General features: G+C 74.4%; 24 protein-coding genes. 10 read left to right on the top strand and 14 right to left on the bottom strand.

All coding sequences use genetic code 11. The features are described 5' to 3' along the window. Positions 1 to 57: 57 nt before the first annotated feature. Complete coding sequence (gene groES, locus ACW0Q9_RS03140) at positions 58 to 372, bottom strand: co-chaperone GroES (protein WP_018222648.1); 315 nt, start codon at positions 370 to 372, stop codon at positions 58 to 60. A gap of 331 nt (positions 373 to 703) precedes the next feature. Between groES and ACW0Q9_RS03135 the strand changes: the two genes are divergently transcribed. The 9 genes from ACW0Q9_RS03135 (at position 704) to ACW0Q9_RS03095 (ending at position 9188) form a co-directional block, all read left to right on the top strand. Then, a complete protein-coding gene (locus ACW0Q9_RS03135; protein WP_456178327.1) occupies positions 704 to 1504 on the top strand; it encodes a helix-turn-helix domain-containing protein in 801 nt (266 codons plus the stop codon). Continuing rightward, positions 1495 to 1686 carry a DUF397 domain-containing protein gene (locus ACW0Q9_RS03130; protein ID WP_456178326.1) on the top strand — a complete coding sequence of 64 codons (192 nt, stop codon included), beginning with the start codon at positions 1495 to 1497 and terminating at the stop codon, positions 1684 to 1686. Before ACW0Q9_RS03135 ends, ACW0Q9_RS03130 begins: the two co-directional genes overlap by 10 nt. A gap of 166 nt (positions 1687 to 1852) precedes the next feature. Next, positions 1853 to 3040 carry a THUMP-like domain-containing protein gene (locus ACW0Q9_RS03125; RefSeq protein ID WP_456178325.1) on the top strand — a complete coding sequence of 396 codons (1188 nt, stop codon included), beginning with the start codon at positions 1853 to 1855 and terminating at the stop codon, positions 3038 to 3040. Between the two features lie 114 nt (positions 3041 to 3154). Continuing rightward, complete coding sequence (gene ybaK / locus ACW0Q9_RS03120; protein ID WP_456178324.1) at positions 3155 to 3634, top strand: Cys-tRNA(Pro) deacylase; 480 nt, start codon at positions 3155 to 3157, stop codon at positions 3632 to 3634. A gap of 207 nt (positions 3635 to 3841) precedes the next feature. Then, positions 3842 to 4942 carry a sugar ABC transporter substrate-binding protein gene (locus ACW0Q9_RS03115; RefSeq protein WP_456178340.1) on the top strand — a complete coding sequence of 367 codons (1101 nt, stop codon included), beginning with the start codon at positions 3842 to 3844 and terminating at the stop codon, positions 4940 to 4942. Positions 4943 to 5053: 111 nt separating this feature from the next. Then, positions 5054 to 5863 carry an ATP-binding cassette domain-containing protein gene (locus tag ACW0Q9_RS03110; RefSeq protein ID WP_456178323.1) on the top strand — a complete coding sequence of 270 codons (810 nt, stop codon included), beginning with the start codon at positions 5054 to 5056 and terminating at the stop codon, positions 5861 to 5863. Then, complete coding sequence (locus ACW0Q9_RS03105) at positions 5860 to 7119, top strand: sugar ABC transporter permease (RefSeq protein WP_456178322.1); 1260 nt, start codon at positions 5860 to 5862, stop codon at positions 7117 to 7119. Before ACW0Q9_RS03110 ends, ACW0Q9_RS03105 begins: the two co-directional genes overlap by 4 nt. A 25-nt stretch (positions 7120 to 7144) precedes the next feature. Continuing rightward, positions 7145 to 8326: an ROK family protein gene (locus tag ACW0Q9_RS03100; RefSeq protein WP_456178321.1), complete on the top strand. Its 1182-nt coding sequence runs from the start codon at positions 7145 to 7147 to the stop codon at positions 8324 to 8326. Positions 8327 to 8450: 124 nt separating this feature from the next. Beyond that, entirely contained in the window at positions 8451 to 9188 is a 738-nt protein-coding gene (locus tag ACW0Q9_RS03095) for a DUF4142 domain-containing protein (RefSeq protein ID WP_456178320.1), read from the top strand. 50 nt (positions 9189 to 9238) lie between these two features. Here the strand turns inward: ACW0Q9_RS03095 and ACW0Q9_RS03090 are convergent, their stop codons facing one another. The 13 genes from ACW0Q9_RS03090 to ACW0Q9_RS03030 all read right to left on the bottom strand — a co-directional run bounded on the left by ACW0Q9_RS03090 (position 9239) and on the right by ACW0Q9_RS03030 (position 21803). Further along, positions 9239 to 10987, bottom strand: a complete 1749-nt coding sequence (locus ACW0Q9_RS03090; protein ID WP_456178319.1) for an ABC transporter ATP-binding protein — start codon at positions 10985 to 10987, stop codon at positions 9239 to 9241. After that, on the bottom strand, positions 10984 to 12690 hold the full coding sequence (locus ACW0Q9_RS03085; RefSeq protein ID WP_456178318.1) for an ABC transporter ATP-binding protein: 1707 nt from the start codon (positions 12688 to 12690) through the stop codon (positions 10984 to 10986). The genes ACW0Q9_RS03090 and ACW0Q9_RS03085 overlap by 4 nt, the downstream gene beginning before the upstream one ends. Before the next feature lie 72 nt (positions 12691 to 12762). Beyond that, positions 12763 to 13017, bottom strand: a complete 255-nt coding sequence (locus tag ACW0Q9_RS03080) for a hypothetical protein (RefSeq protein WP_456178317.1) — start codon at positions 13015 to 13017, stop codon at positions 12763 to 12765. A gap of 17 nt (positions 13018 to 13034) precedes the next feature. Continuing rightward, positions 13035 to 14081, bottom strand: a complete 1047-nt coding sequence (gene tsaD / locus ACW0Q9_RS03075) for a tRNA (adenosine(37)-N6)-threonylcarbamoyltransferase complex transferase subunit TsaD (protein WP_456178316.1) — start codon at positions 14079 to 14081, stop codon at positions 13035 to 13037. Positions 14082 to 14086: 5 nt separating this feature from the next. Beyond that, entirely contained in the window at positions 14087 to 14539 is a 453-nt protein-coding gene (gene rimI, locus ACW0Q9_RS03070; RefSeq protein ID WP_456178315.1) for a ribosomal protein S18-alanine N-acetyltransferase, read from the bottom strand. Further along, on the bottom strand, positions 14536 to 15213 hold the full coding sequence (gene tsaB / locus ACW0Q9_RS03065) for a tRNA (adenosine(37)-N6)-threonylcarbamoyltransferase complex dimerization subunit type 1 TsaB (protein WP_456178314.1): 678 nt from the start codon (positions 15211 to 15213) through the stop codon (positions 14536 to 14538). The genes rimI and tsaB overlap by 4 nt, the downstream gene beginning before the upstream one ends. 108 nt (positions 15214 to 15321) lie before the next feature. Further along, entirely contained in the window at positions 15322 to 16170 is an 849-nt protein-coding gene (locus tag ACW0Q9_RS03060) for a maleylpyruvate isomerase family mycothiol-dependent enzyme (RefSeq protein ID WP_456178313.1), read from the bottom strand. Positions 16171 to 16249: 79 nt separating this feature from the next. Then, positions 16250 to 16951 carry a uracil-DNA glycosylase gene (gene ung, locus ACW0Q9_RS03055; RefSeq protein ID WP_456178312.1) on the bottom strand — a complete coding sequence of 234 codons (702 nt, stop codon included), beginning with the start codon at positions 16949 to 16951 and terminating at the stop codon, positions 16250 to 16252. A gap of 61 nt (positions 16952 to 17012) precedes the next feature. Further along, the gene (gene tsaE / locus ACW0Q9_RS03050; protein ID WP_456178311.1) at positions 17013 to 17495 is read right to left on the bottom strand and encodes a tRNA (adenosine(37)-N6)-threonylcarbamoyltransferase complex ATPase subunit type 1 TsaE; all 483 of its coding nucleotides are present in this window, start codon (positions 17493 to 17495) and stop codon (positions 17013 to 17015) included. 114 nt (positions 17496 to 17609) lie between these two features. Beyond that, positions 17610 to 18701, bottom strand: coding sequence for an alpha/beta fold hydrolase (locus ACW0Q9_RS03045; RefSeq protein ID WP_456178310.1), 1092 nt, complete (start codon positions 18699 to 18701; stop codon positions 17610 to 17612). Continuing rightward, the gene (gene alr, locus ACW0Q9_RS03040) at positions 18698 to 19816 is read right to left on the bottom strand and encodes an alanine racemase (RefSeq protein WP_456178309.1); all 1119 of its coding nucleotides are present in this window, start codon (positions 19814 to 19816) and stop codon (positions 18698 to 18700) included. Before alr ends, ACW0Q9_RS03045 begins: the two co-directional genes overlap by 4 nt. Before the next feature lie 84 nt (positions 19817 to 19900). Next, the gene (locus ACW0Q9_RS03035; protein WP_456178308.1) at positions 19901 to 21370 is read right to left on the bottom strand and encodes an NAD(P)H-hydrate dehydratase; all 1470 of its coding nucleotides are present in this window, start codon (positions 21368 to 21370) and stop codon (positions 19901 to 19903) included. A gap of 64 nt (positions 21371 to 21434) precedes the next feature. Beyond that, the gene (locus tag ACW0Q9_RS03030; protein ID WP_456178307.1) at positions 21435 to 21803 is read right to left on the bottom strand and encodes a holo-ACP synthase; all 369 of its coding nucleotides are present in this window, start codon (positions 21801 to 21803) and stop codon (positions 21435 to 21437) included. A gap of 171 nt (positions 21804 to 21974) precedes the next feature. Between ACW0Q9_RS03030 and ACW0Q9_RS03025 the strand changes: the two genes are divergently transcribed. Further along, complete coding sequence (locus ACW0Q9_RS03025) at positions 21975 to 22271, top strand: hypothetical protein (protein ID WP_456178306.1); 297 nt, start codon at positions 21975 to 21977, stop codon at positions 22269 to 22271. The last annotated feature ends 251 nt before the right edge of the window (positions 22272 to 22522 follow it).

The raw sequence follows: 22522 nt of genomic DNA, 5'->3' as shown, positions 1-22522 counted from the left end.
AAGCGACGCTGCCCCGGCCCGGCGAGCCGGACCGGGGCAACGACACTGATCGGTTGCTTACTTCTCGATGACCGCGAGGACGTCGCGGGCGGAGAGCACCAGGTACTCCTCGCCGGCGTACTTGACCTCGGTGCCGCCGTACTTCGAGTAGAGGACGGTGTCGCCGACCTTGACGTCGATCGGCACGCGGTTGCCCTTGTCGTCGATCCGGCCCGGGCCGACAGCGAGGACGGTGCCCTCCTGCGGCTTCTCCTTGGCGGTGTCGGGGATCACGATGCCCGAGGCGGTGGTGGTCTCGGCCTCGTTCGCCTGGACCACGATGCGGTCCTCGAGCGGCTTGATCGCAACCTTGGTCGCGGTAGTCACGGGCATACCCTCCTGGGGTACTTGGTGTCGTTGCCGGTCGGCGCGCCGACCGGCGTCAATCTGCCACATGCCACCGGGCGGGGCCGTCGTCGCGGGTGCCGGTCCGCCTGGCGCTCAACCCCCGGACACCAGGGCCCGGGCGTTGGCACCCTCAGGGTGAGAGTGCTAATCGCAGGTTATTCCTCGGCTAGCACTCCGTCAAGGAGAGTGCCAACCCGTCGCCTCCCGTGTCGCCACAGTTCCGCCACGGGTCGCCGCAACATGCCCGGAACGCCTCGACGCACGGTGACCGGCTCCCTACCGTTCGGGGCCGTAGCCGTCGAGGAGGGGGGGCCGGATGACCCAGGTGCCGACGTTGACGTTCCTGCGCGACCAGCTCCGGCGGGCGCGGCAGGCGCGCGGGCTCAGCCAGGAGGAGCTGGGCAAGCTGGTGAACTACTCGTCGTCGCAGGTGAGCGCGGTGGAGACCGGCGACCGTCCGGTCCGGCCGGACTACGTGGCCCGGGTCGACGCGGTGCTGAAGACCGGCGGCCTCTTCGCCACCATGCTGGAGCTGATCCGTTTCCACGCCGCGCCGGACTGGTTCCGCCCGTGGGAGGAGATCGAGCGGGAGGCCACCTCGCTGCGCTGGTACGACCCCACGGTGATCCCCGGCCTGCTCCAGACCGAGGGGTATGCCCGGGCGATGCTCGGCGTGGGCGGCGAGCTGACGGCCGAGGAGATCGAGGCGCGGGTGGTGGCCCGACTGGCCCGGCAGGCGGTGCTGACCGGCAGCGATCGACCCCAGCTCGTCGCGGTGATTGAGGAGCAGGCGCTGCGCCGACAGGTCGGCGACAGGATCGCCATGCACGAGCAGCTCCAGCACCTGCTGGCCGCCGGCGCGGAGCCGAACGTGCAGATCCGGGTCGTACCGGCCGATGCGCTCTGGCACGCCGGCCTCGCCGGCCCGTTCATCCTGGCCCGACTCGCCAGCGGCGCCGAGCTGGCCCACCTCGACAACCAGCTCCGGGCACAGACCGTGGACGGCCCGAACGACATTGCCACCCTTGGTCGGCGCTGGGAGGCTGTGGCAGGAGAGGCGCTGCCACGGGGGCAGTCCGTCCGGCTGATCGAGGAAGTGGCGACATCATGGACCTGACCCGTGCCACCTGGCGCAAGGCCTCGCGCAGCAACCAGAACGGCGGCGCCTGCGTGGAGGTCGCCGACAACCTGCCCGGCGTGGTCGCCGTGCGGGACAGCAAGGACCCGGGCGGCCCCGCGCTCACCTTCGACCCGGCGAGCTGGCGCGCCTTCGTCGCCGCCGCCCCCACCCCTCGCTGACACCACCGCCCCGGGCCGGCCGAGATCTGGGTGATCGACTCCAGGTCGGCGACGTGGCGGTATCCCGACGACCCGCACACCGCCACTCCGGCGAGGTGGAGTCGATCATGGGTCGCCGCAGGGGTCCGGGGGCGGTCGGCCCCGGGGTGGCCGGGAGAATGTCCGGGTGGACCTGGAACAGTTCGCCGCCCTGCGTACCCCCGAGGGGTCGGCCGCGCTCGACGCGGCGGCGCGGGTGGCCGGCGGCGACCCGCTGACGGCGGCGGCGGCGCTCCGCTCCGCCGGGGTGCCGGCCGGCCTCGCGGCGGCGGCGTTGACCCAGGCGGAGCTGCGCCGCCGCGCGGTCGGCAAGTTCGGCCCCGCGGCCCACGGCATGTTCCTCACCCGGGCGGGCCTGGAGCAGGCCACCCGGGGCGTCGTGGCGCGGCGCCGGGCGGAACGCCTGCGCGCCGCGGGCGTCGCCACGCTCGCCGACCTGGGTTGCGGCCTGGGGGCGGACGCGCTCGCCGCGGCCCGGGCCGGCATCCGGGTGTACGGCGTCGAGGCCGACCCGCTGACCGCCGCGATGGCTGCCGCCAACGCCGAGGCGGCCGGGCTGGCCGACCGGTTCACGGTGGAGTGCGGGGACGCCACGGCGTTCGAAGTGACCCGGGTCGACGGGGTCTTCTGCGACCCGGCCCGGCGGAAGGCCGGCACCGGCCGGCGGATCTTCGACCCGAACTCCTACTCGCCGTCGTGGGACTTCGTGACCGGGCTGGCCGAGCGGGTGCCGCACACGGTGGTGAAGGTGGCCCCGGGGCTGGACCACGCGCTGATCCCGGCGGGGGCCGAGGCGGAGTGGGTGAGCGTCGACGGCGACCTCGTCGAGGCGGCGCTCTGGTGCGGCGCGCTGGCCGACGTGCCCCGTCGGGCCACGCTGCTCCGCGGCGACGCCGCACATGTGCTGACCGGCGCGGGCGACGCGGAGGCGCCGGTCGGGGCGACCCGCCGCTTCCTCTACGACCCGGATCCGGCGGTGGTGCGCGCGCACCTGGTCGCCGAGTTGGCCCGCGACCTCGACGCCACGCTGGCCGACCCGAGCATCGCCTACCTGTACGGCGACACGGCCCGACCGACCCCGTTCGCCCGCTGCCTGGAGATCACCGACGTGCTGCCGTTCTCGCTGAAGCGGCTGCGCGCCCTGCTGCGGGAGCGCCGGGTCGGCCGGGTGGAGATCCTCAAACGCGGCTCGGCGCTGGAACCGGAGAAGCTGCGCCGGGACCTGAAGCTGGCGGGCGACGCGGCGGCCAGCCTGGTGCTGACCAGGGTGGCCGGCGCACCGACCGTGCTGCTCTGCCAGCCGGTGCCCGCCTGAACCGACCGGCCGGCGGCCCGCCGGGAGGCCGGCGGCCCGAGCCACCGGCCGCCCGCTTCCCGCCTGACGGTTTTCGGCTCGCCCGGTGGGCGGGGGCCGGTTAGCTTGGCGGTCATGGCGGGACAGGGCACTCCGGCGACGGCACTGCTGACCAAGCGGAAGATCGCGCACAGCACCCACCCGTACGACGTCTCACCGGACGCGCCGAACTACGGCGCCCTGGTCGCGGCGGCCCTCGGGGTGCCCCCGGGCCAGGTGTTCAAGTCGCTGGTCACCGAGGTCGACGGCGGGCTGACCGTGGCGGTCGTACCGGTCACCGGGGAACTGGACCTCAAGGCTCTCGCGGCCGCGGTCGGCGGCAAGCGGGCGGCCATGGCGGACCGGACCGTGGCCGAGCGGACCACCGGGTACGTCCGCGGCGGGATCAGCCCGCTCGGCCAGCGCAAGCGGCTGCCCACGGTCGTCGACGCGTCCGCATTGGAGCATCCGGCGGTCTACGTCTCGGCGGGGCGTCGGGGCCTGCAACTGCGACTCGCCCCGGGTGACCTGGTCGCGTTGACGGGGGCCGTCACCGCCCCGATCGCCAGCGCCTGACCGGCTACATGGGAGCGTTTCCGCAGGCCGTCCGAGGGAGCGCTCTTCGCGGGGTGACGACGGGGTGTCAGTTGCGTTGCTGAATTGTTACTGCCGCCAACAAACTTCTGACCTCGGCTCTCTTGCGCGGCTTCGGCGGGGAGGAATACGTTGCCGGGCACAACAAAACACCGACAACTCCCCCAACCCCCGAAAGGACCCATGCATATGCGCAAGGGCTTCCTCACCTTCGCGGCCGTCGGTCTTCTCGCGACCGGCAGCATGGCCGCCTGCGGTGACAACGGCGGTTCCGACCAGGCCGGCGGCTCGACCGACAAGAAGCCGAAGATCGGCGTGATCCTCCCGGACAGCAAGTCCTCCGCCCGCTGGGAGAGCGCGGACCGCAAGTTCCTGGAGGAGGCCTTCAAGGCCGCCGGTGTCGACTACACCATCCAGAACGCCCAGGGCGACAAGTCCGCCTTCTCCACCATCGCCGACGGCATGCTGACCAGCGGCGTCACCGCTCTGATGATCGTCAACCTGGACTCCGGCACCGGCAAGGCCGTCCTGGCGAAGGCCAAGTCGCAGGGCGTCGCCACCATCGACTACGACCGGCTGACCCTGGGCGGCTCCGCCGAGTACTACGTCAGCTTCGACAACGAGGCGGTCGGCAAGCTCCAGGGCGAGGGCCTGAGCAAGTGCCTGACCGACAAGGGCGCCAAGAGCCCGGTCGTGGCCTACCTGAACGGCTCCCCGACCGACAACAACGCCACCCTGTTCAAGAACGGCTACGACTCGATCCTCAAGCCGAAGTTCGACTCGAAGGAATACGTGAAGGGCCCGGACCAGTCGGTTCCGGACTGGGACAACGCGCAGGCGGGCGTGATCTTCGAGCAGATGCTCACCCAGACCAAGGGCAAGATCGACGGCGTGCTGGCTGCCAACGACGGTCTCGGCAACGCGGCCATCTCGGTGCTGAAGAAGAACAAGCTCAACGGCAAGGTGCCGGTGACCGGCCAGGACGCCACCGTCCAGGGCCTGCAGAACATCCTCGCCGGTGACCAGTGCATGACGGTCTACAAGGCCATCAAGGAGGAGGCGAAGGCCGCCTCGGACCTGGCGATCGCACTGGCCAAGGGCGAGCGCAAGGAGACCGGCCAGACGGTCAAGGACCCGGAGGGCGGCCGGGACGTGGCCGCCGTCCTGCTCACCCCGAAGGCCATCTACAAGGACAACGTCAAGGACGTCGTGGCCGACGGCTTCGTCACCAAGGAAGAACTCTGCACCGGGGCGTACGCGAAGCTCTGCACCGACGCCGGCATCAGCTGACCCGCCCCACCTCAACCCGCCGGCGACGCCGCCCGGCACGGTGACCACCGTGCCGGGCGGCACGTCACGGACGGGTCCGAGATCTTCCCTCCGTTACAAAAGGAGACCCCCGTGTCCGCGACCCCCCTGCTGGAGCTACGCGGGATCGACAAGAGCTTCGGTCCCGTCCAGGTTCTGCGCGATGTCGCCTTCTCGGCCCATCCCGGTGAGGTGACCGCGCTGGTCGGCGACAACGGCGCCGGCAAGTCGACCCTGGTGAAGTGCATCAGCGGCATCTACCCCACCGACGCCGGCGAATTCCTCTTCGACGGGCGACCGGTGACCATCCACAACCCGCGGGACGCCGCCGGGCTCGGCATCGAGGTGGTCTACCAGGACCTCGCGCTCTGCGACAACCTCGACATCGTGCAGAACATGTTCCTGGGCCGGGAGAAGCGCAGCGGGGTGGTGCTGGACGAGCCGACCATGGAGCAGTTGGCCGCCGAGACCCTGGCCGGGCTGAGTGTCCGCACCGTCAAGTCGCTGCGCCAGCACGTGTCCAGCCTCTCCGGCGGGCAGCGGCAGACCGTGGCCATCGCCAAGGCCGTGCTCTGGAACAGCAAGCTGGTCATCCTGGACGAGCCGACCGCCGCGCTCGGCGTCGCGCAGACCGCCCAGGTGCTGGAGCTGGTCCGCCGGCTGGCCGACAAGGGCCTGGCCGTGGTGCTCATCTCGCACAACATGAACGACGTCTTCGCCGTCTCCGACCGGATCGCCGCGCTCTACCTCGGCCAGATGGTCGCCCAGGTGAAGACCACCGAGATCACTCACTCGCAGGTGGTCGAGCTGATCACCGCCGGCCGCTCCGGCAACCTCGGCCTCGGCGCCGGGTCGGGCAACGGCAGCGAGCACGCCGACGCCACCCCGGGAGCCCTTCGATGACCACCACCGCTGTGAAGAAGGACGGACCGGCGGCCGTCACGCCCACACCCGCCGTCGCCGACCACGTCCGCAACTACCTCGCCCGGGTACGCGGCGGCGACCTCGGCTCCCTGCCCGCCGTCATCGGTCTCGTCGTGCTCTGCGTCGTCTTCGCGATCGTGCGCCCGGTCTTCCTCTCCGCGGGGAACTTCGCGAACCTCTTCACCCAGGGCGCCGCCGTCACGGTGATCGCGATGGGCCTGATCTTCGTGCTGCTGCTCGGTGAGATCGACCTCTCTGCCGGTTTCGCCAGCGGTGTGTGCGCGGCCATCCTGGCCAACGTCGTCAGCGTGCTCGGCTACCCCTGGTACGTGGCCGTGTCGGCCGCCCTCGCCACTGGCGTGATCATCGGTCTGACGCTCGGCTTCCTGGTGGCCAAGGTGGGCATCCCGTCCTTCGTGGTCACCCTCGCCGGCTTCCTCGGCTTCCAGGGTGTGGTGCTGCTGCTGATGAAGGAGGGCACCAACATCTCGATCGGTGACGACGTGATCGTCGGCATCGAGAACGGCCTGATCCCGCCGGCCGTCGGCTGGCTGCTGGCCGCCGTCGCGATCCTCGGGTACGCCGCCGCGCAGCTGCTGCGGCACCGGAACCGGGCCGCGCGCGGCCTGGTCACCGACCCGATCGCCGTGGTGGGCGCCCGGATCGTCGGGGTCGCCGTCCTGATCGGCTCGGCCGTCTACGTGCTCAACCAGGAGCGCAGCATCAACACGCTGATCTCGTCGAACAAGGGCATGCCGGTGGTCGTGCCCATCATCGCGGTCCTGCTCATCTTCTGGACGTTCGTGCTCGACCGCACCGCGTACGGCCGGCACCTCTATGCGGTCGGTGGGAACGCGGAAGCCGCGCGGCGGGCCGGTATCAACGTGGACCGGATCAAGATCTCCGCCTTCGTGATCTGCTCGGGGATGGCGGCGATCGGCGGCATCATCGCGGCCAGCAAGGACCGGTCCGTCGACCCCAACACGGGCGGCAGCAATGTCCTGCTCTACGCGGTCGGCGCGGCCGTCATCGGAGGCACCAGCCTCTTCGGCGGAAAGGGCCGGATGATCAACGCGGTGCTCGGCGGCGCCGTGGTGGCTGTCATCATCAACGGCATGGGACTGCTGGACCTCAGCGCCGGCCTGAAGTACATCTTCACCGGCCTGGTGCTCATGCTCGCCGCGGGTGTCGACGCCCTGTCGCGGCGCCGCTCGGCCGCCACGGGCACCCGCTGAACCCGGTACGGGCATGACGGTGGCGATGCGCGCGGGACCCAGCCAGGACGAGATCCGTCGGCAGAACCTGGGCGCGTTGCTCCGCTACGTGCACGTGCGCGGAGCCACCACCCGCGCGGAGCTGACCACCGCGCTCGGCCTCAACCGCAGCACCATCGGCGCGCTGACCGCCGACCTGGCCGGCGCCGGTCTGGTCAGCGAGGGGACGCCGAAGGAGACCGGCCGGGCCGGACGACCCTCGCTGGTCGTCCGGCCCGAGTCGGCCCGGGTCTACGCGTACGCGTACAGCGTCGAGGTGGACCGGCTGCGGGCCGCGCGGGTCGGGCTCGGCGGTGAGGTGCTCGACCGCCGGGAACTGGAACGGCCGCGCAACCTCGTCGCCGAGGAGGCCGCCCCGCTGCTGGCCGGCGCGGTCAAGCAGATGCACCGGGCGGTGCCGCCCGACTCGATCTGCGTGGGCGCCGGGGTCGCGGTCTGCGGCATGGTCCGCCGGGAGGACGGGCTGGTCCGGCTCAGCCCGACCACCGGCTGGGTGGACGAGCCGATCGGCGCGGCGCTCGCCGCGGAGCTGGGCGTCGACGTGCCCATCACGGTGGGCAACGTGGCCGACGTGGCCGCCTTCGCCGAGCACGCCCGGGGCGCCGCGGCCGGCTGCGACAACGTCATCTACCTCTACGGGGACGTCGGCGTCGGCGCCGGCATCATCGCCGGCGGGCGGCGGCTCACCGGACACGGCGGCTACAGCGGCGAGGTCGGCCACATGGTGGTGGTCCGCGACGGCGTGCGCTGCGACTGCGGGCGGCGCGGCTGCTGGGAGACCGAGATCGGCGAGCACGGACTGCTCCGGGCCGCCGGCCGCTCCGACGCCCGGGGCCGCGAGGCCCTGCTGGCCGTCTTCGACGCCGCCGACCGGGGCGACGCGCGGGCCCAGACCGCCGTCCGGCAGGCCGGCGACTGGCTCGGCTTCGGCGTGGCCAACCTGGTCAACATCTTCAACCCGGAGATGGTCATCTTCGGCGGCACCATGCGCGACCTCTACCTGGCCGCCGCCGCCCAGGTGCGCAGCCGGCTCAACTCCAACGGGCTGCCCGCCTGCCTGGAACACGTGCGGCTGCGCACCCCGAAGCTCGGTGAGGACGCGGCCCTGATCGGCGCCGCCGAGCTGGCCTTCGAACGCCTCCTCGCCGACCCGCTCGACGTCGGCTGACCGGCCGCGCGTCCCGGTGAACTGAATCGGGCCGTGATCCGTACCAGTGGGCGGACGGACGGCCGCGGGGGCGGCCGTCCGCGCCATCCCGCGTACCGGTCCGGACCGAGGAGGCACCGCAACCATGGCACCGCTGGAATCCGCACGCCGCCGGCTGGCGCACCGGGTGACCCTGCTGCTCGTCGCGCTCGCCGCGGGGATCGGCGTCCTTCCCGGCACGGCACAGGCCGCGCCCAACCCCGGTGTGCAGCTCAACGCCGCCGACATGACGCTGCTCAACGGGGTACGACTGGCCGGGCTCTGGGAGATGCCGGCCGGGCAGATGGCCGCCGAGAAGGGCCAGTCGAAGCGGGTACGGGAGATCGGCGCGGAGATCGCGCGACAGCACGGCGTCCTGGACCAGCTCGTGGTCGAGGCCGCGAACAAGCTGGGCGCCACCCTGCCGACCACCCCGACCACCCAGCAGCAGGGCTGGCTGACCGAGATGCAGAACGCCACCGGCGCCCAGTTCGACCAGATCTTCGTGACCCGGCTCCGGGTCGCGCACGGCAACATCTTCCCGGTGATCGGCGCGGTCCGGGCCAGCACCCGGGACCCGATCGTGCGCAAGCTCGCCGACCAGACGAACACCTTCGTCACCAATCACATGCTGATGCTGGAGAGCACCGGGCTGGTCCGCTGGCAGCAGCTCCCGCCTCCCGCGATGCCCCCGGCACAGAGCGATTCGCTGATCGCCGCCGCCGGGGCCAACGTCGGCAGCAACGGTGGGGTCCGGGTCAGCACCACGGTCGTGTGGGCCGTCTTCCTACTCGCCCTGGGCACCGGCGGGTACGCGACGTGGCGGCTGCTGCGCCGCACCTGACCGCGCGGCACGCTCAAGGCCCCACCGGTGTGCCCGGTGGGGCCTTTCGCTCAGCCGTGCCAGGACCGCCAGAGGGCGGCGTACGAGCCATCGGCCGCCACCAGCTCGTCGTGCGACCCCAGCTCGGTGATCCGGCCGTCCTCGACCACCGCCACCCGGTCCGCGTCGTGCGCGGAGAAGAGCCGGTGCGCGATGGCGATGACCGTCCGGCCCTGGAGCACGGCGGCCAGCGAGCGTTCCAGCGCCCGGGCCGCCCGGGGGTCGATCAGCGAGGTGGCCTCGTCCAGCACCAGGGTGTGCGGGTCGGCGAGCACCAGCCGGGCCAGCGCGAGCTGCTGCGCCTGGGCCGGCGAGAGCGGATGCCCGCCCGCCCCGACGCGGGTGTCCAGCCCGTCCGGCAGCGCCTCCGCCCAGTCCCGCGCGTCGACCGCGGCGAGCGCCGCGCGTACCTCGGCGGGGCCGGCGTCCGGGCGGACCATCGCCACGTTGTCGGCCAGCGTGCCGATGAACACGTGGTGCTCCTGGCTGACCAGCGCGACGTGGGTGCGCAGCTCGGCCAGGGGAAGCAGGGTGAGCGGCCGGCCGTCCACGGTCACCGTGCCGGCGCGCGGCGCGTGCACCCCGGCCAGCAGCCGGCCCAGGGTGGACTTCCCGGCGCCGGACGGGCCGACCATGGCCAGCTTCTCCCCCGGCCGGGGCACCAGGGTCACCCCGTGCAGCACGTCGTGCCCGGCGCGGTACGCGTACCGGACGTCGTGGGCGGCGAGCCGCCCGTCGTCGGTCACCGGCCGCCGGTCGGGAGGCGCGGCGGAGGTGTCGGCCGGCTCGGCGGTCACGCCGAGCAGCCGGGCCAGCGAGGCGCCGCCGACCTGGAACTCGTCCAGCCAGGAGAGCAGCCGGTCGACCGGGTCCACCAGCTGCTGGGCGTAGAGGGTGGCCGCGGTGACCTGCCCGAGGCTCGCCCAGCCCTCCAGGTAGAACCAGCCGCCGAGCAGCAGCGTGCCGGCCACCGGCAGCAGGTAACCGATCTCGGCGACCGGGAAGAAGACCGTCCGCAGCTTCAGCGTGTAGGACTCGGCCGCGTACGAGCGGCTGATGTCGGCGTCGCTGCGGGCCCGGCGGCGGGCCGCCTGGCGCAGCGCCTCGGTGGTCCGCGCCCCCTCGACCGTCTCGCTGATCCCGTCGGTGATGTCGGAGTACGCGGCGTTCTCCCGCAGGTACCCCTCCGGCGCCCGGCGCAGGTACCAGCGGGTGCCAGCGACCAGCACCGGCACCGCGACCAGGCAGGGCAGCACCAGCAGCGGGCCGGTCAGCACCAGCGCGCCGAGGATCAGCAGCACGGTGACCGCCGAGATCAGCGTCTCCGGTGCGGCGAACCGGACCGTCCGGGACAGCGCGGCGACGTCCCGGGAGGTGCGGGTGAGCAGGTCACCGGTGCCGGCCCGCTCCACGGTGGACAGCGGCAGGGCGAGCACCCGGTCGACGAACTCCTCGCGCAGCTCGGCGAGGACCCGCTCACCGAGCCGGGCCGAGGCCAGGTGGGCGAAGCGGACCAGCACCGACTGGGCGACCACGAAGCCGGCGATGGCCAGCGCGACCCGGTCCACGGTGACCGCGCCGACCCCGCGCGAGATCCCCTCGACCAGGTCGCCGAGGAGCCGGGGCGCGACCAGGCCGGCCGCCGCGGCGAGCGCGTGCAGGCCGAGCGCGGCGGCCAGGCCGCGCGGGTGCCGGCGGGCCAGCTCCCGCGCGTACCGGCGGACCTGTTGCGCGTCGGCGACGGGCAGGGCGTTGCTCACCGGTCCTCCTCCCGGCTCACCGTGGCCCGGTACCGGGGCTCGGCGGCGAGCAGCTCGTCGTGGCGACCCTCGGCGACCACCTTGCCGTCCTCCACGAAGACCACGTGCTCGGCGCGGCCGAGCACCAGCGGGCTGGTGGTGCAGACCAGCGTGGTCCGGCCGCGCCGCGCGGCGGCCAGCCGGTCGGCGATCCGGGCCTCGGTGTGCGCGTCGACCGCGCTGGTCGGCTCGACCAGGACCAGCGTCTCCGGGTCGGCGACCAGCGCCCGGGCCAGCCGCAGCCGTTGCCGCTGCCCGCCGGAGAACTCCCGGCCGCGCTCGGCGACCGGGCTGTCCAGGCCGTCGGGCAGCGCCTCGACGATGTCCGTGGCGCTCGCCGCGGCCAGCGCCGCCTCGACCGCGCGGGGTTCCCTCCGGTCGTGCGGATCCAGCTCGGCGCGGAGCGCGCCGCTGAACAGCTGCGCGTCGTTGTCGGCCACCAGGATCCGCTCGCGCACCGTCGCCAGCGCCACGTCCCGCAGCGGTACGCCGTGCAGCGTCACGTCCCCGTCGGCGTACCGGCCCAGCCGGTCGGCGATCTCGGCGGCGTCCTCCGGTGCGGTGGCGGCCAGCGCGGTGAGCCGGCCCGGCCGAAGCACCAGCCCGGAGCGGACGTCCACCAGCTCGCCCGGCCCTTCGGGCACCGGCACCGGGCGGGCCGGGTCGGTGAACTCCGGGGCGAGGCGCAGCAGCCGCACCACCCGGCGGGCCGCGACGTGCCCCCGGGTCAGCTTGTCGGCCGCCTCGGTGAGGTTGCGCAGCGGGCTGACCAGGAACGCCGTGTAGCCGTAGAAGGAGACGAGCTGGCCGGCGCTGATCTCGCCGCGCAGCGCGAACCGGGCCCCGAGCCAGGTCACCAGCACCACGAAAACGCCGGGCAGGAGGATCTGCGCGGCCTGGATCAGCGACTCCACCCGGGCCACCCGCAGGCCGTCCGCCCGCAGCGCCTGGGACTGCTCCCGGTAGCGGGCGCCCAGCACCGGCTCCCCGCCCACCCCGCGCAGCACCCGCAGCCCGGAGACGATGTCGGCGGCGCGGGCGGTCAGCTCGCCGGTCGACTCCCGGTACGCCACCTGCTGCCGGTGCAGCGGCCGGATCAGCAGCGCCACCAGCGCCATCAGCAGCGGCACCCCGAGCACCACCACCAGGCCGAGCGGCAGGGAGGCGGTGAGCAGGATCACCGACACGGTGCCGATCGCGACCACCGCGCCGGTGCCCCGGGCGGTGATGTCGACCGCGCTGCCGATGTGCTCGATGTCGGACGTACCGATGCTCACCACCTCGCCCGCGGCGACCCGGCGGGGCAGCGCGGCCCCGAGCCGGTTGGTGGCGTCCACGGTGACCTGCACGGTCCGGTACGCGGCACCGAGCCAGTTGTGCACGGCGCAGCGGTGCCGCAGGATGCCGGCGGTCGCCTGGACGACGCCCAGCCCGAGCAGGACGAGACCCCAGCGGAGCAGGGCGTCCGGGTCGCGCTGGGCGAGGCCGGCGTCGACCGCCCGGCCGACGGCGGCCGGCATCAGCGCCTGGGCCACCATCCAGATGACGCCGAGGGTGATGGCGGCGCCGAAGAACACGGGATGCCGACCGGCGAGCCAGACCAGGTAACGGGTGGCGGACCGGGCGTCGGGGGTGCCGGGATCGCCGGCGGGTGAGAAGCGCATGACCACCCGACGCTAGGTGCCGGGCCGGGGCGGACGCCAACGGGTTTCCCGCCGGTCAGGCGGCCCGCCGGGTCAGCGATCGACCTGCGTGAAGTCCCAGCTGTGCGGTGGCCGGGCGACCAGCCGCATGGGCGGCTCGGGCAGCTCCCGCGGGTTGCTCCGCCACTTCGAGATGACCACCACGCGGTTGTCGGTGGAGGAGAACACCTCGCTGGACAGGTGCAGCGGCTCGTGCTCGAACTCGGGCAGCGCGGTCTCGCAGACCCAGGTGATCAGGTCGGCGAAGCCGTACGGCTCGGCCTTCGCCTCCCACATCCGGACGATCACGTCGGTCCCCTCCCGCCTCAGACGCTGATCACGGTCAGCGGCATGGCGGAGTCGGCCGGCAGGTCCAGCCGGCTCGGGGCGACCCCCGCGGCGACCAGGTGCGAGCCGAGCGCGGCCACCATCGCGCCGTTGTCGGTGCAGAGCTTCGGCCGGGGCGTACGCACCCGGACGCCGTGCTTCGCCGCCCGGTGCTCGGCCATCGCGCGCAGCCGCGAGTTGGCCGCCACGCCGCCGCCGATCACCAGGGTGTCGATGCCGCTGCTCCGGCAGGCGTCCAGCGCCTTGCCGACCAGCACGTCGCAGACCGCCTCCTGGAAGGACGCGGCCACGTCGGCCACCGGCACCGGCTCGCCGGCCCGCTGCCGGGCCTCCACCCACCGGGCCACCGCCGTCTTCAGCCCGGAGAAGGAGAAGTCGAAGCGGTGCCCGGCCAGGTCCTTGGGCGCGGTCAGCCCGCGCGGGAAGGCGATCGCCGCCGGGTCGCCGGCACGCGCCTCCCGGTCGATGAACGGGCCGCCCGGGAAGGGCAGCCCGAGCAGCCGGGCCACCTTGTCGAACGCCTCGCCGGCCGCGTCGTCGATGGTCGCGCCGAGCGGGGTGACCTCCCGGGCCAGATCGTCGACGCGCAGCAGCGAGGAGTGGCCGCCGGAGACCAGCAGGGCGATGGCCGGCTCGGGCAGCGGGCCGTGCTCCAGGGTGTCCACGGCCACGTGCGCGGCGAGGTGGTTCACCCCGTACACCGGCTTCTCGGCGGCCACCGCGTACCCCTTGGCGGCGGCGACTCCGACGAGCAGCGCGCCGGCCAGGCCCGGCCCGGAGGTCACGGCGATCGCGTCGATGTCGGCGATCGTCACCCCGGCCTCGCGCAGCGCCCGGTCCATGGTCGGCACGATGGCCTCCAGGTGGGCGCGGCTGGCCACCTCGGGCACCACGCCGCCGAACCGGGCGTGCTCCTCGACGCTGGAGGCCAGTGCGTCGGCGAGCAGGGTGTGCCCGCGGACGATGCCCACACCGGTCTCGTCGCAGGAGGTCTCGATGCCGAGGATCAGTGGTTCGTCAGCCATGCGCGTCAGTCCTCGTTGCGCTGCATGACCAGCGCGTCGGTGTTGCTTGCCTGGTAGTAGCCGCGGCGCACGCCGATCGGCTCGAAGCCGTACATCGCGTAGAGCCGCTGGGCCGCGGCGTTGTCGGCGGCGACCTCCAGCAGCGTGCTGCGCACCCCGCGCCGGGCCGCCTCGGCGAGCAGCGCCTCCAGCAGCAGCCGGCCGATCCCCCGGCGCTGGGCGTCCCGGCGGACCGCGACGTTCTGCACCCACGCCTCGTCGGGCGGCGCCACCATGAGCCCGGCGTAGCCGAGCACCGCGCCGTCGTCGTCGGTGGCGACCACATAGTGGTGGCCGTTGGCCAGCTCGTTCCAGAACATCGCGGGCGACCACCGCTCGGCGCCGAACAGGTCCGCCTCCAGGGGCAGCACCTCCTCGACGTGCCACCAGCGGAACCGGCCCAGTCGGACCTGGCTCATTGCAGGACCGGCTTGTGGCCGGTGGCCGCCACCGCGTCCGGGCGGCGCAGGTAGAGCGGGGTGAGCGGCTCGCCGGGGGCGCCCGCGCGGATCCGCTCCGCGGCCAGGCGGGCCAGCGCCACAGCGTCCGGGTAGCGCGGCTCCTCCCGGACCGGCAGGCCGAGGACGTCGGCGTACCGGTGCGCGCCGTCACCGACGGCCACCGTGACGGCCAGGCCCCGGGCCCGCTCGGCGGCGACCGCCGGGGTGTCCACGTTCGGCCCGGCGATGCGCTGGCCGGCGCCGTCGTAGACGGCCCAGTAGACCTCCCGGCGGCGGGCGTCGCTGGCCGCCAGGACCGGCTCGCCGACCGCCACCGGGTGGCCGATCCCGTCCAGTGAGCAGACCCCGTACGTGGGGACGCCGAGCACCTGGCCCATGGTGGCGGCGGTGACCAGGCCCACCCGCAGCCCGGTGAACGGCCCGGGACCGAGCCCGGCCACGATCGCGGCCAGGTCGGCGGGGCGGGCGCCGGCGTCGGCCAGCACCGCGTCGACCTGCGGGGCGAGCAGTTCGCCGTGCGCCCGGGCGTCGACCGTGCAGCGCTGCGCGCGGGCCGCGACGCCGTCCGCCGAGACCTCGACCAGCGCCGCGGTCACCGCGGGCGTCGAGGAGTCCACCACGAGTACGAGCACGGTATGCCAGCCTAGTCGTCGCCCCGGTTACCGGCGGTGACGCCCCTCCCGCCTCGGGACTCAGCTCGGGGTGCGCGTCGCGGCTGAGCCCGGAGGCCGCATGGCGGCTCAGCTCGGGGTGCGGAAGACCGTGAGGAACCGGGGCAGCAGCCAGGGGCGCGGGCCGGCGACGCGGACCCGGCCGGTGAGCACGGCGCGGGCCCGGCTGATCCGCCCGAACATCATCAGGTTGAGCGTCGCCGGGTCGAAGCGGACCCGCACGTCCGGCCGCTCGTCCGGGGCGGCGAACCTGACCCGCCCGTCGGCCAGCGCGAGCGTCAGCGGCGCCGCGTACGCCGAGGCGAACCGCACCACGATCCGGCGACGCGGCGGCTCCACCCCGTCGAGCAGCCGGCCGTAGCCGTGCCGGACCACCCCGGCCAGGAAGAGGTCGAGGAAGAGCACCGCGTCCCGGGACGGGACCGACCACGGCCGGCCGGTCGCCCGGGCCAGGTCCCAGCCGTGCAGCAGCAGTTCGTTGACGAGGTGGGCGAAGAGACCGGGGAGCGGGACCCGGGCGTCGCCCAGCCAGGGCACCACCTCGTCCGGGCTGCGCCCGGCGCAGGTCGCCAGCAGCCGGTCGACGTCGCGGCGCAGCCGGTCGAGCAGGCGCGCCGGGTCGCGCTCGGTCAGGTGCCGCAGCACCAGCTCGTTGGCGTCGGCCACGGTGTCGACGGTGACCAGCGGAAGCCGCTCGCCCAGCCCGGGGACCGGCAGCGGCTCACCGGCCGGGTCGACCAGCCCGACGTAGAGCTGCGCGATCGAGGCGAGGTGGGCCAGGGTCTCGGCGGCCGTCCAGTCGGCGGTGACCATGGTGGCCGGCGGGACCGAGCGGGCCAGCGCCAGGAACCGGTCGGCGTTCTCCGCCAGCGCCGCGGGCGCCGTCGACCAGCCGTCCGAGGTGATGGTCGCCGACACCGCTGCCTCCCCCGCTCCGGGCGCGAACGGGGAAGAGCCTACTACCGTCCGCCACGGAACGATAGCCCTGCGTCGATGCTCAGCCGGCGGTGCGGTCCCAGTCGATGGTGGGCAGGCCGGCGTCGGCCAGCGCCTTGTTGGCCGCGCTGAACGGGCGGCTGCCCAGGAAGCCGCGCGGGTTCATCGGGCTCGGGTGACCGGCCTCCAGCACCACGTGGTTCGGGTTGGTGACCAGGGCGGCCTTCTTGCGCGCGTAGCCGCCCCAGAGCAGGAAGACCACCCGCTGGTCGAGCGCGTCCAGGGCCCGGATGGTGGCGTCGGTGAACTCCTCCCAGCCCTTGTTAGCGTGCGAGCCGGGGGTGGCCTGCCGGACGGTGAGCACCGCGTTGAGCAGCAGCACGCCCTGCGCCGCCCAGCCGCTCAGGTTGCCGCCGGCCGGCTTCGGCACGCCCAGGTCCTCGCCCAGCTCCTTGAAGACGTTGCGCAGCGACGGCGGCACCGTCACCCCCTCGCGCACGCTGAAGCTCAGCCCGTGCGCCTGCCCCGCCCGGTGGTAGGGGTCCTGCCCGAGGATCAGCACCCGGGTCTCCGCCGGCCCGCACAGCCGGTAGGCCGAGAAGAGGTCCTCGACCGGCGGGAAGACGGTGCGGGTGGCGTATTCCCCGGCGACGAACTCGGCCAGCGCCGCGGTGCGGGCCGGGTCGAGGTGCGGGATGAGCGCGGCCCGCCAGGCGTCGGGCAGGAGCGCCAGCAGGTCGAGGGTGGGGGCGTCGTCGGGCATCGGCAACCTTTCACCGTGGCTGATCGGTCCCCGGCACTGTAGGCAGCGGGTACGACAGGCGTCAGTCCAGGGTGGCGAGCCGCCGCGCCCAGTCGCCGCCCACCGGTTCCAGGGTGACCACCCGGGTGTCGTCGTCCCGCCGGTCGATGCGGATTCGCAGGTGGGCGTCGACCAGCTGCTCGACCATCCCCTCGCCCCACTCCACCACGGTGACCGCCTCGTCCACCGAGGCGTCCAGGTCCAGGTCGTCGATCTCGGCGCGCGGGTCGGCCGACTCCCCCAGCCGGTACGCGTCGGCGTGCACCAGGCTCACCCGGCCGCCCCGGGCCGGATCCGGCCGGTGCACCCGGGCGATCACGAAGGTCGGCGAGGTGATGTCGCCTCGCACCCCGAGGCCGGCGCCGATGCCCTGGGTCAGCGCCGTCTTGCCGGCGCCCAGCGGGCCGCTGAGCAGCAGCAGGTCACCGGCGCGCAGCACCCCGGCCAGCCGGCGGCCGAACTCGTGGGTGTCCTCGACCGTCTTCAGCTCCAGCACCACGGTCACAGTGCCACCTCGGCTCGCGACTGCGGGGCTCGCAACCCCGGCTCACTCCTCGCGCTCACAGCGCCACCTCGGCTCGCGACTGCGGGGCTCGCAACCCCGGCTCACTCCTCGCGCTCACAGCGACTCCAGGAACCTCTCCAGCGCCGCGTTCACCTCGTCGGCGTGCTCCAGCATCACCACGTGCCCGCTGTCGTGGATCTTCACGAACTCGGCGTGCGGCAGCCGCCGGACGATCTCCTCGGAGTGGGTCACCGGCGTGATCATGTCCTTGTCCCCCACGATCACCAGCACCGGCGTGCCGGCCAGCGCGGCCAGCGCCGGGAACCGCGAGTGGGTGGCCAGGGTACGCAGGTAGCGGGTGACCGTGTCGGCCGAGGTGCGGGAGTTCATCCGCTCGACGTACGACACCAGGGCCGGGCTGGGCTTCGGGGTGCCGAAGCCGTACCTGCGTGTGAGCAGCCAGGCCACGTTGGAGGTCGACTTGCGGGCCTTGTCGATCACCGTGCCGCCGTACCGGGTGGCGTTGCTCATCATGTAGATCATCGGCGCGCCGACCCGGCCGAGCAGCGCCGGCGCCACCAGCTTGGTCTCCGCGAGCAGCCCGCCCGAGGTGGCCATCAGCACCGTGCCGACCACCCGGTCGCCGAACAGCTCCGGGTGGAGTTCGGCCAGCGCCATGATCGTCATGCCGCCCATCGAGTGGCCGATCAGCACCAGCGGTCCCTCCGGGGCCACCTCGTCGATCACCCGGCGCAGGGTGTGGCCCAGCGCGGCCAGGTCGTAGTCGCCGCCCTCCAGCTTCCCGGAGCGGCCGTGCCCGGGCTGGTCGTAGGCGACGATCCGGTAGTCGCCGCGCGCGGCGAGCAGCTTGCGCTGGAAGTGGAACGTCCCCATGTCCAGGCAGAAGCCGTGCACCAGCACCACGGTCGGCTGCCCGGCGACCGGCCGGGTCGGCTCGACCACCTCCACGTGGATGTCGGTGCCGTCCGGCATCTCCAGCCGGTACGCCGCGTCGTACCGCTGCTCGCCGAAGACCTCGTCGGCGTACGGATCGGTGGGGTCGGACTTGAGGCGGCGGACCAGGACCCGCTCGCTCACCACCCCCGCGGCGAGCCCGGCGGCGGCGACGCCGACCGCGGCGCCCACCAGCCCGGCGACCCGGCCCGCGGCCGTCCGTGGCCGGGGCACCCGGAACCGCTGACTCATGGGCGCTCGCCGTCGTAGACGCGCGGCACCCGGACGCCGCCGAACCGGGTCACGATCTCGTAGTTGATGGTGCCGACCGCCTCGGCCCAGTCGTCGGCGGTGGGCTCGCCGTCCGCGCCGCTGCCGAAGAGGGTGGCCACGTCCCCGGCGGCCACCTCGTCCTCACCGCAGTCGATGACGAACTGGTCCATGCAGACCCGGCCCGAGATGGTGCGCCGCTTGCCGCCGAGCTGGACGGGGCCGGTGTTCGAGGCGTGCCGGGGCACCCCGTCGGCGTAGCCGAGCGGGACGACCGCCAGGTTGGCCTCCCGCTCGGTGAGGTAGGTGTGGCCGTACGAGACGCCGGTGCCGGCCGGGACCCGCTTGGTCAGCATCACCCGGGCCCGGGCGGTCATCGCCGGGCGCAGACCGAACTGCTCGCCCTCGATCGGCGAGAGGCCATAGACCGCCAGGCCGGGGCGGACCAGGTCGAAGTGGGTGTCCGGGCGGGTCAGGGTGGCCGCCGAGTTGGCCAGGTGCCGGTAGCGGGGGCGGAGCCCGGCCCGCTCCACCATCTCCAGCCCCTCGTGGAACACCGCCAACTGCCGGTCGGTGGTGGGGTGGCCGGGCGAGTCCGCGTAGACGAAGTGGCTCCACACGCCGACCACCTCGACCAGGCCGTCGGCCTGGGCCTTCGCGGCGGCCTCCAGCAGCGCCGGCCAGTCGGCGACGGTGGCCCCGCCGCGGGACAGCCCGGTGTCGATCTTGAGGTGCACCCGGGCCGGGCGGTCCGCCCGCCGGCCCGCCTCGATCATCTCGTCAAGCTGGGCGAGGCTGGCGCAGCCGAGGTCGACACCGACCGCGACCCCGTCGTGCAGCGGCAGCCCCGGGTCGAGCAGCCAGGCCAGCACGGGCGCGGTCACCCCCTCCTGGCGCAGCAGGAGCGCCTCGTCGAGGGTGCAGACGCCGAGCCAGTCCGCCCCGGCGTCGAGCGCCGCGCGGGCGGCCGGGACCATGCCGTGGCCGTATCCGTCGGCCTTGACCACCGCCATCAGCTCGGCGCTGGTGCCCGACTTGAGCCGGGCCACGTTCTCCCGGATCGCGTCCAGGTCGACGCGCACCTCCGACTGCCACATGCCCCCAGCCTACTTCCGTCCGTGATCACCGTGGCCGTGAGCCGCACGGCGGGCCGGTCGGCCGCCCGCCGGCGGCCGCCGCGGTCAGGGCAGTCGGGCCAGGACCGGGCGGAGCGCGGTCGCCACGTCGGGCGCGGTCACCGGGCCGCCGCGCGCCGCCTCCCGGCCGGCCAGCCCGTGCAGGTACGCCGCCGCGGCGGCCGCCCGCTCCGCCGTCAGCCCGGCGGCGAGCAGCGAGCCGAGCAGCCCGGCCAGCACATCCCCGGTGCCCCCGGTGGCCAGCACCGGGGTGCCGGTCGGGTTGACGTACGCCCGGCCGTCCGGGGTGCCGATGATCGTGCGATCACCCTTGAGCAGCACCACCGCGTTCATCCAGGCCGCCAGCCGCAGCGCGGCCCCGACCCGGTCCGCCCCCGGGGTCTCGCCGCAGAGCCGGGCGTACTCCCGGTCGTGCGGGGTCACCACGATCGGCGCGTCCCGCCCGCGCAGCCGGTCCGCCAGCTTGCCGTCGACCAGCAGGGTGAGCGCGTCGGCGTCGAGCACCACCGGCACCGGCGCGGCGAGCACCGCGCGCAGCTCGGCGGCGGACTCCGCACCGGTGCCCAGCCCCGAGCCGCAGATCCAGGCCTGCACCCGGCCGGCGTCGGCGACCCGGTCGGTGGCGATCACCGACGGGTGCTGGTGCAGCACCTCCGCGCGGGCGCCGCCCGCGTAGCGGACCATGCCGGTGGGGCCGGCCAGCGCGCCGGCCACCGAGAGCACCGCCGCACCCGGGTAGGTGGCCGAGCCGGTCGCCACCCCGACGACGCCCCGGCTGTATTTCTCCGAGGAGGGGCCGAGCCGGGGCCACCAGTCGACCACGTCGGACCACTCCGTGACGCGCAGCGCCGGGCTGCCGCGCAGCCACGGCTCCAGCCCGATGTCGACCAGCTCGACGTGCCCGGCGAGCGGCGCGGCCGGGCCGACCACCAGAGCCGGCTTCAGCGCGCCGAAGGCGACCGTCACGTCGGCGCGCACCGCGCAGGGCCGGCCGGAGGCGGTCAACGGCACGTGCCCGGTGTCCACCGCGACGCCGCTCGGCACGTCCACCGCGACCACCGTGGCGCGGGTGCCGTCCCGCCCGCTGCGCTCGGCCAGGCTCGCGGCGAGCTGGTCGGCGGTCTCCCGGAGCCCGCCGGTGCCGCCGATCCCGACGATGCCGTCGAGCACCAGGTCCACCACGGCCGGCGGCCGGTCGACCACCCGCCCGCCGGCGGCCCGCAGCGCGGCCAGCCCCTCGGCGTGCGCCCGGCCCGGGGTGAGCAACAGAGCGGCGACCGCCGCGCCCCGGCGGGCCAGGTGCGCGCCCGCGTAGAGCGTGTCGCCGCCGTTGTCGCCGGAGCCGATCAGCAGCAGCACCCGGGCGCCGTAGACGCCGCCCCGATCGGCGAGCAGCAGCGCGCAGCGGCGGGCCAGCCCGGCGGCGGCCCGCTGCATCAGCGCCCCGGGCGGCAGGGTGGCCATGAGGCCCGCCTCCGCCGCGCGTACGTCCGCGACCCGCCACACCGGTCTCATGCCACCCCGTCCCGTCCGTTCGTCCCGTTCGCCCCGGACCGGCCGACCGACCGACCGGGCCGGCTCACCGTTCCGCGACCACCATGGCCGACGCGATGCCGCCGTCGTGCGACAACGACAGATGCCAGCGGTTGATCCCCCGCTCGGCCGCGGCGGCCGCCACCGTGCCGGTGACGGCCAGCCAGGGTCGCCCGTCCGGGTCGGGCACGACCGCACAGTCGTGCCAGTTCAGCCCGGCCGGCGCGCCGAGAGCCTTGGCCACCGCCTCCTTGGCGGCGAACCGGGCGGCCATCGACTCCGGCGAGCGCGGGGTGCCGGAGCGGGTGTAGCGCTCGGCCTCGGTGAAGAGGCGGTCGGCGAGCAGGGGCGTGCGCGCCAGGGACCGGGCGAACCGGTCCACCAGCACCACGTCGATGCCGACAGCCACGATCACGAACCTCACCCTACCGGCGGTCGGGGCCGCGGATCGGCCGGCGGGCACGCGGTGGACAACGCCTGTGGAAAACCCGGGATACCCCCCTCCTCCGGTTGTCCACAGGGCCGGCGCGGTCGGTCCGTCGAGCCCTAGCGTCCCCCGGGTCCGCCGGATTGCAGGGAGGTCGCCTTGGGCGAGGAGCCGTTCAGCGTCGAGCCGGAGCTGTTGCGCGCGGTGGCCCGGGAGCTGGCCGACGACGCGTACCGGTTGGCCCGGGGGCCGGCGACCGAGCCGGGGCTGGTGGTGCCGGCCGACGGCTGGGCTGCCGGGGTCGCGCTGGCCGAGCTGGAGGCGGCGGTGCAGCGCTGGTGCGGGTCGCTCGCCGCCCGGCTGGCGGCCACCGCCGAGGCGGTCCGGGCCGCCGCCGACGGCTACGAGGCGGTGGACGAGCGGGCCGCCCGCCGCCTCGCCGGGATCCCCCGATGAGCACGGCCCCCGGCTCCCGCACGGCCGGGCGGGGCGGCCGGCTGGCGGATGACCCGGTGTCTGGGCCGCGCCGCCCCGCGCGCGGAGGGATGGGACCTCCGGCCGGCGGCCCGCCAGCGCGGCCCGCGCCCGGAAACGTTGCGCCTCGGGCCGGCGGCCCGCCAGCGCGGCGAGCGCACCCGTCGGCCGGGACCGGCGAGCGGACGGCCGAGGCGCCGCCGATCGGATACGCGCAGCTCTGGCGGGCCGAC

The sequence above is a fragment of the Micromonospora sp. I033 genome, assembly GCF_053890995.1.
This window is presented reverse-complemented; position numbering and strand designations above follow the sequence as displayed.

What these genes read in the sequence shown, in the direction of transcription:
- ACW0Q9_RS03045 (WP_456178310.1), bottom strand. Translation starts at nt 18,701, where the DNA reads ATGAGTCAGCGGTTCCGGGTGCCCCGGCCACGGACGGCCGCGGGCCGG.
- ACW0Q9_RS03135 (WP_456178327.1), top strand. Translation starts at nt 704, where the DNA reads ATGACCCAGGTGCCGACGTTGACGTTCCTGCGCGACCAGCTCCGGCGG.
- ybaK (WP_456178324.1), top strand. Translation starts at nt 3,155, where the DNA reads ATGGCGGGACAGGGCACTCCGGCGACGGCACTGCTGACCAAGCGGAAG.
- groES (WP_018222648.1), bottom strand. Translation starts at nt 372, where the DNA reads ATGCCCGTGACTACCGCGACCAAGGTTGCGATCAAGCCGCTCGAGGAC.
- ACW0Q9_RS03130 (WP_456178326.1), top strand. Translation starts at nt 1,495, where the DNA reads ATGGACCTGACCCGTGCCACCTGGCGCAAGGCCTCGCGCAGCAACCAG.
- ACW0Q9_RS03105 (WP_456178322.1), top strand. Translation starts at nt 5,860, where the DNA reads ATGACCACCACCGCTGTGAAGAAGGACGGACCGGCGGCCGTCACGCCC.
- ACW0Q9_RS03115 (WP_456178340.1), top strand. Translation starts at nt 3,842, where the DNA reads ATGCGCAAGGGCTTCCTCACCTTCGCGGCCGTCGGTCTTCTCGCGACC.
- alr (WP_456178309.1), bottom strand. Translation starts at nt 19,816, where the DNA reads ATGTGGCAGTCGGAGGTGCGCGTCGACCTGGACGCGATCCGGGAGAAC.
- ACW0Q9_RS03035 (WP_456178308.1), bottom strand. Translation starts at nt 21,370, where the DNA reads ATGAGACCGGTGTGGCGGGTCGCGGACGTACGCGCGGCGGAGGCGGGC.
- ung (WP_456178312.1), bottom strand. Translation starts at nt 16,951, where the DNA reads ATGCCCGACGACGCCCCCACCCTCGACCTGCTGGCGCTCCTGCCCGAC.
- ACW0Q9_RS03100 (WP_456178321.1), top strand. Translation starts at nt 7,145, where the DNA reads ATGCGCGCGGGACCCAGCCAGGACGAGATCCGTCGGCAGAACCTGGGC.
- ACW0Q9_RS03085 (WP_456178318.1), bottom strand. Translation starts at nt 12,690, where the DNA reads ATGCGCTTCTCACCCGCCGGCGATCCCGGCACCCCCGACGCCCGGTCC.
- ACW0Q9_RS03095 (WP_456178320.1), top strand. Translation starts at nt 8,451, where the DNA reads ATGGCACCGCTGGAATCCGCACGCCGCCGGCTGGCGCACCGGGTGACC.
- tsaD (WP_456178316.1), bottom strand. Translation starts at nt 14,081, where the DNA reads ATGGCTGACGAACCACTGATCCTCGGCATCGAGACCTCCTGCGACGAG.
- rimI (WP_456178315.1), bottom strand. Translation starts at nt 14,539, where the DNA reads ATGAGCCAGGTCCGACTGGGCCGGTTCCGCTGGTGGCACGTCGAGGAG.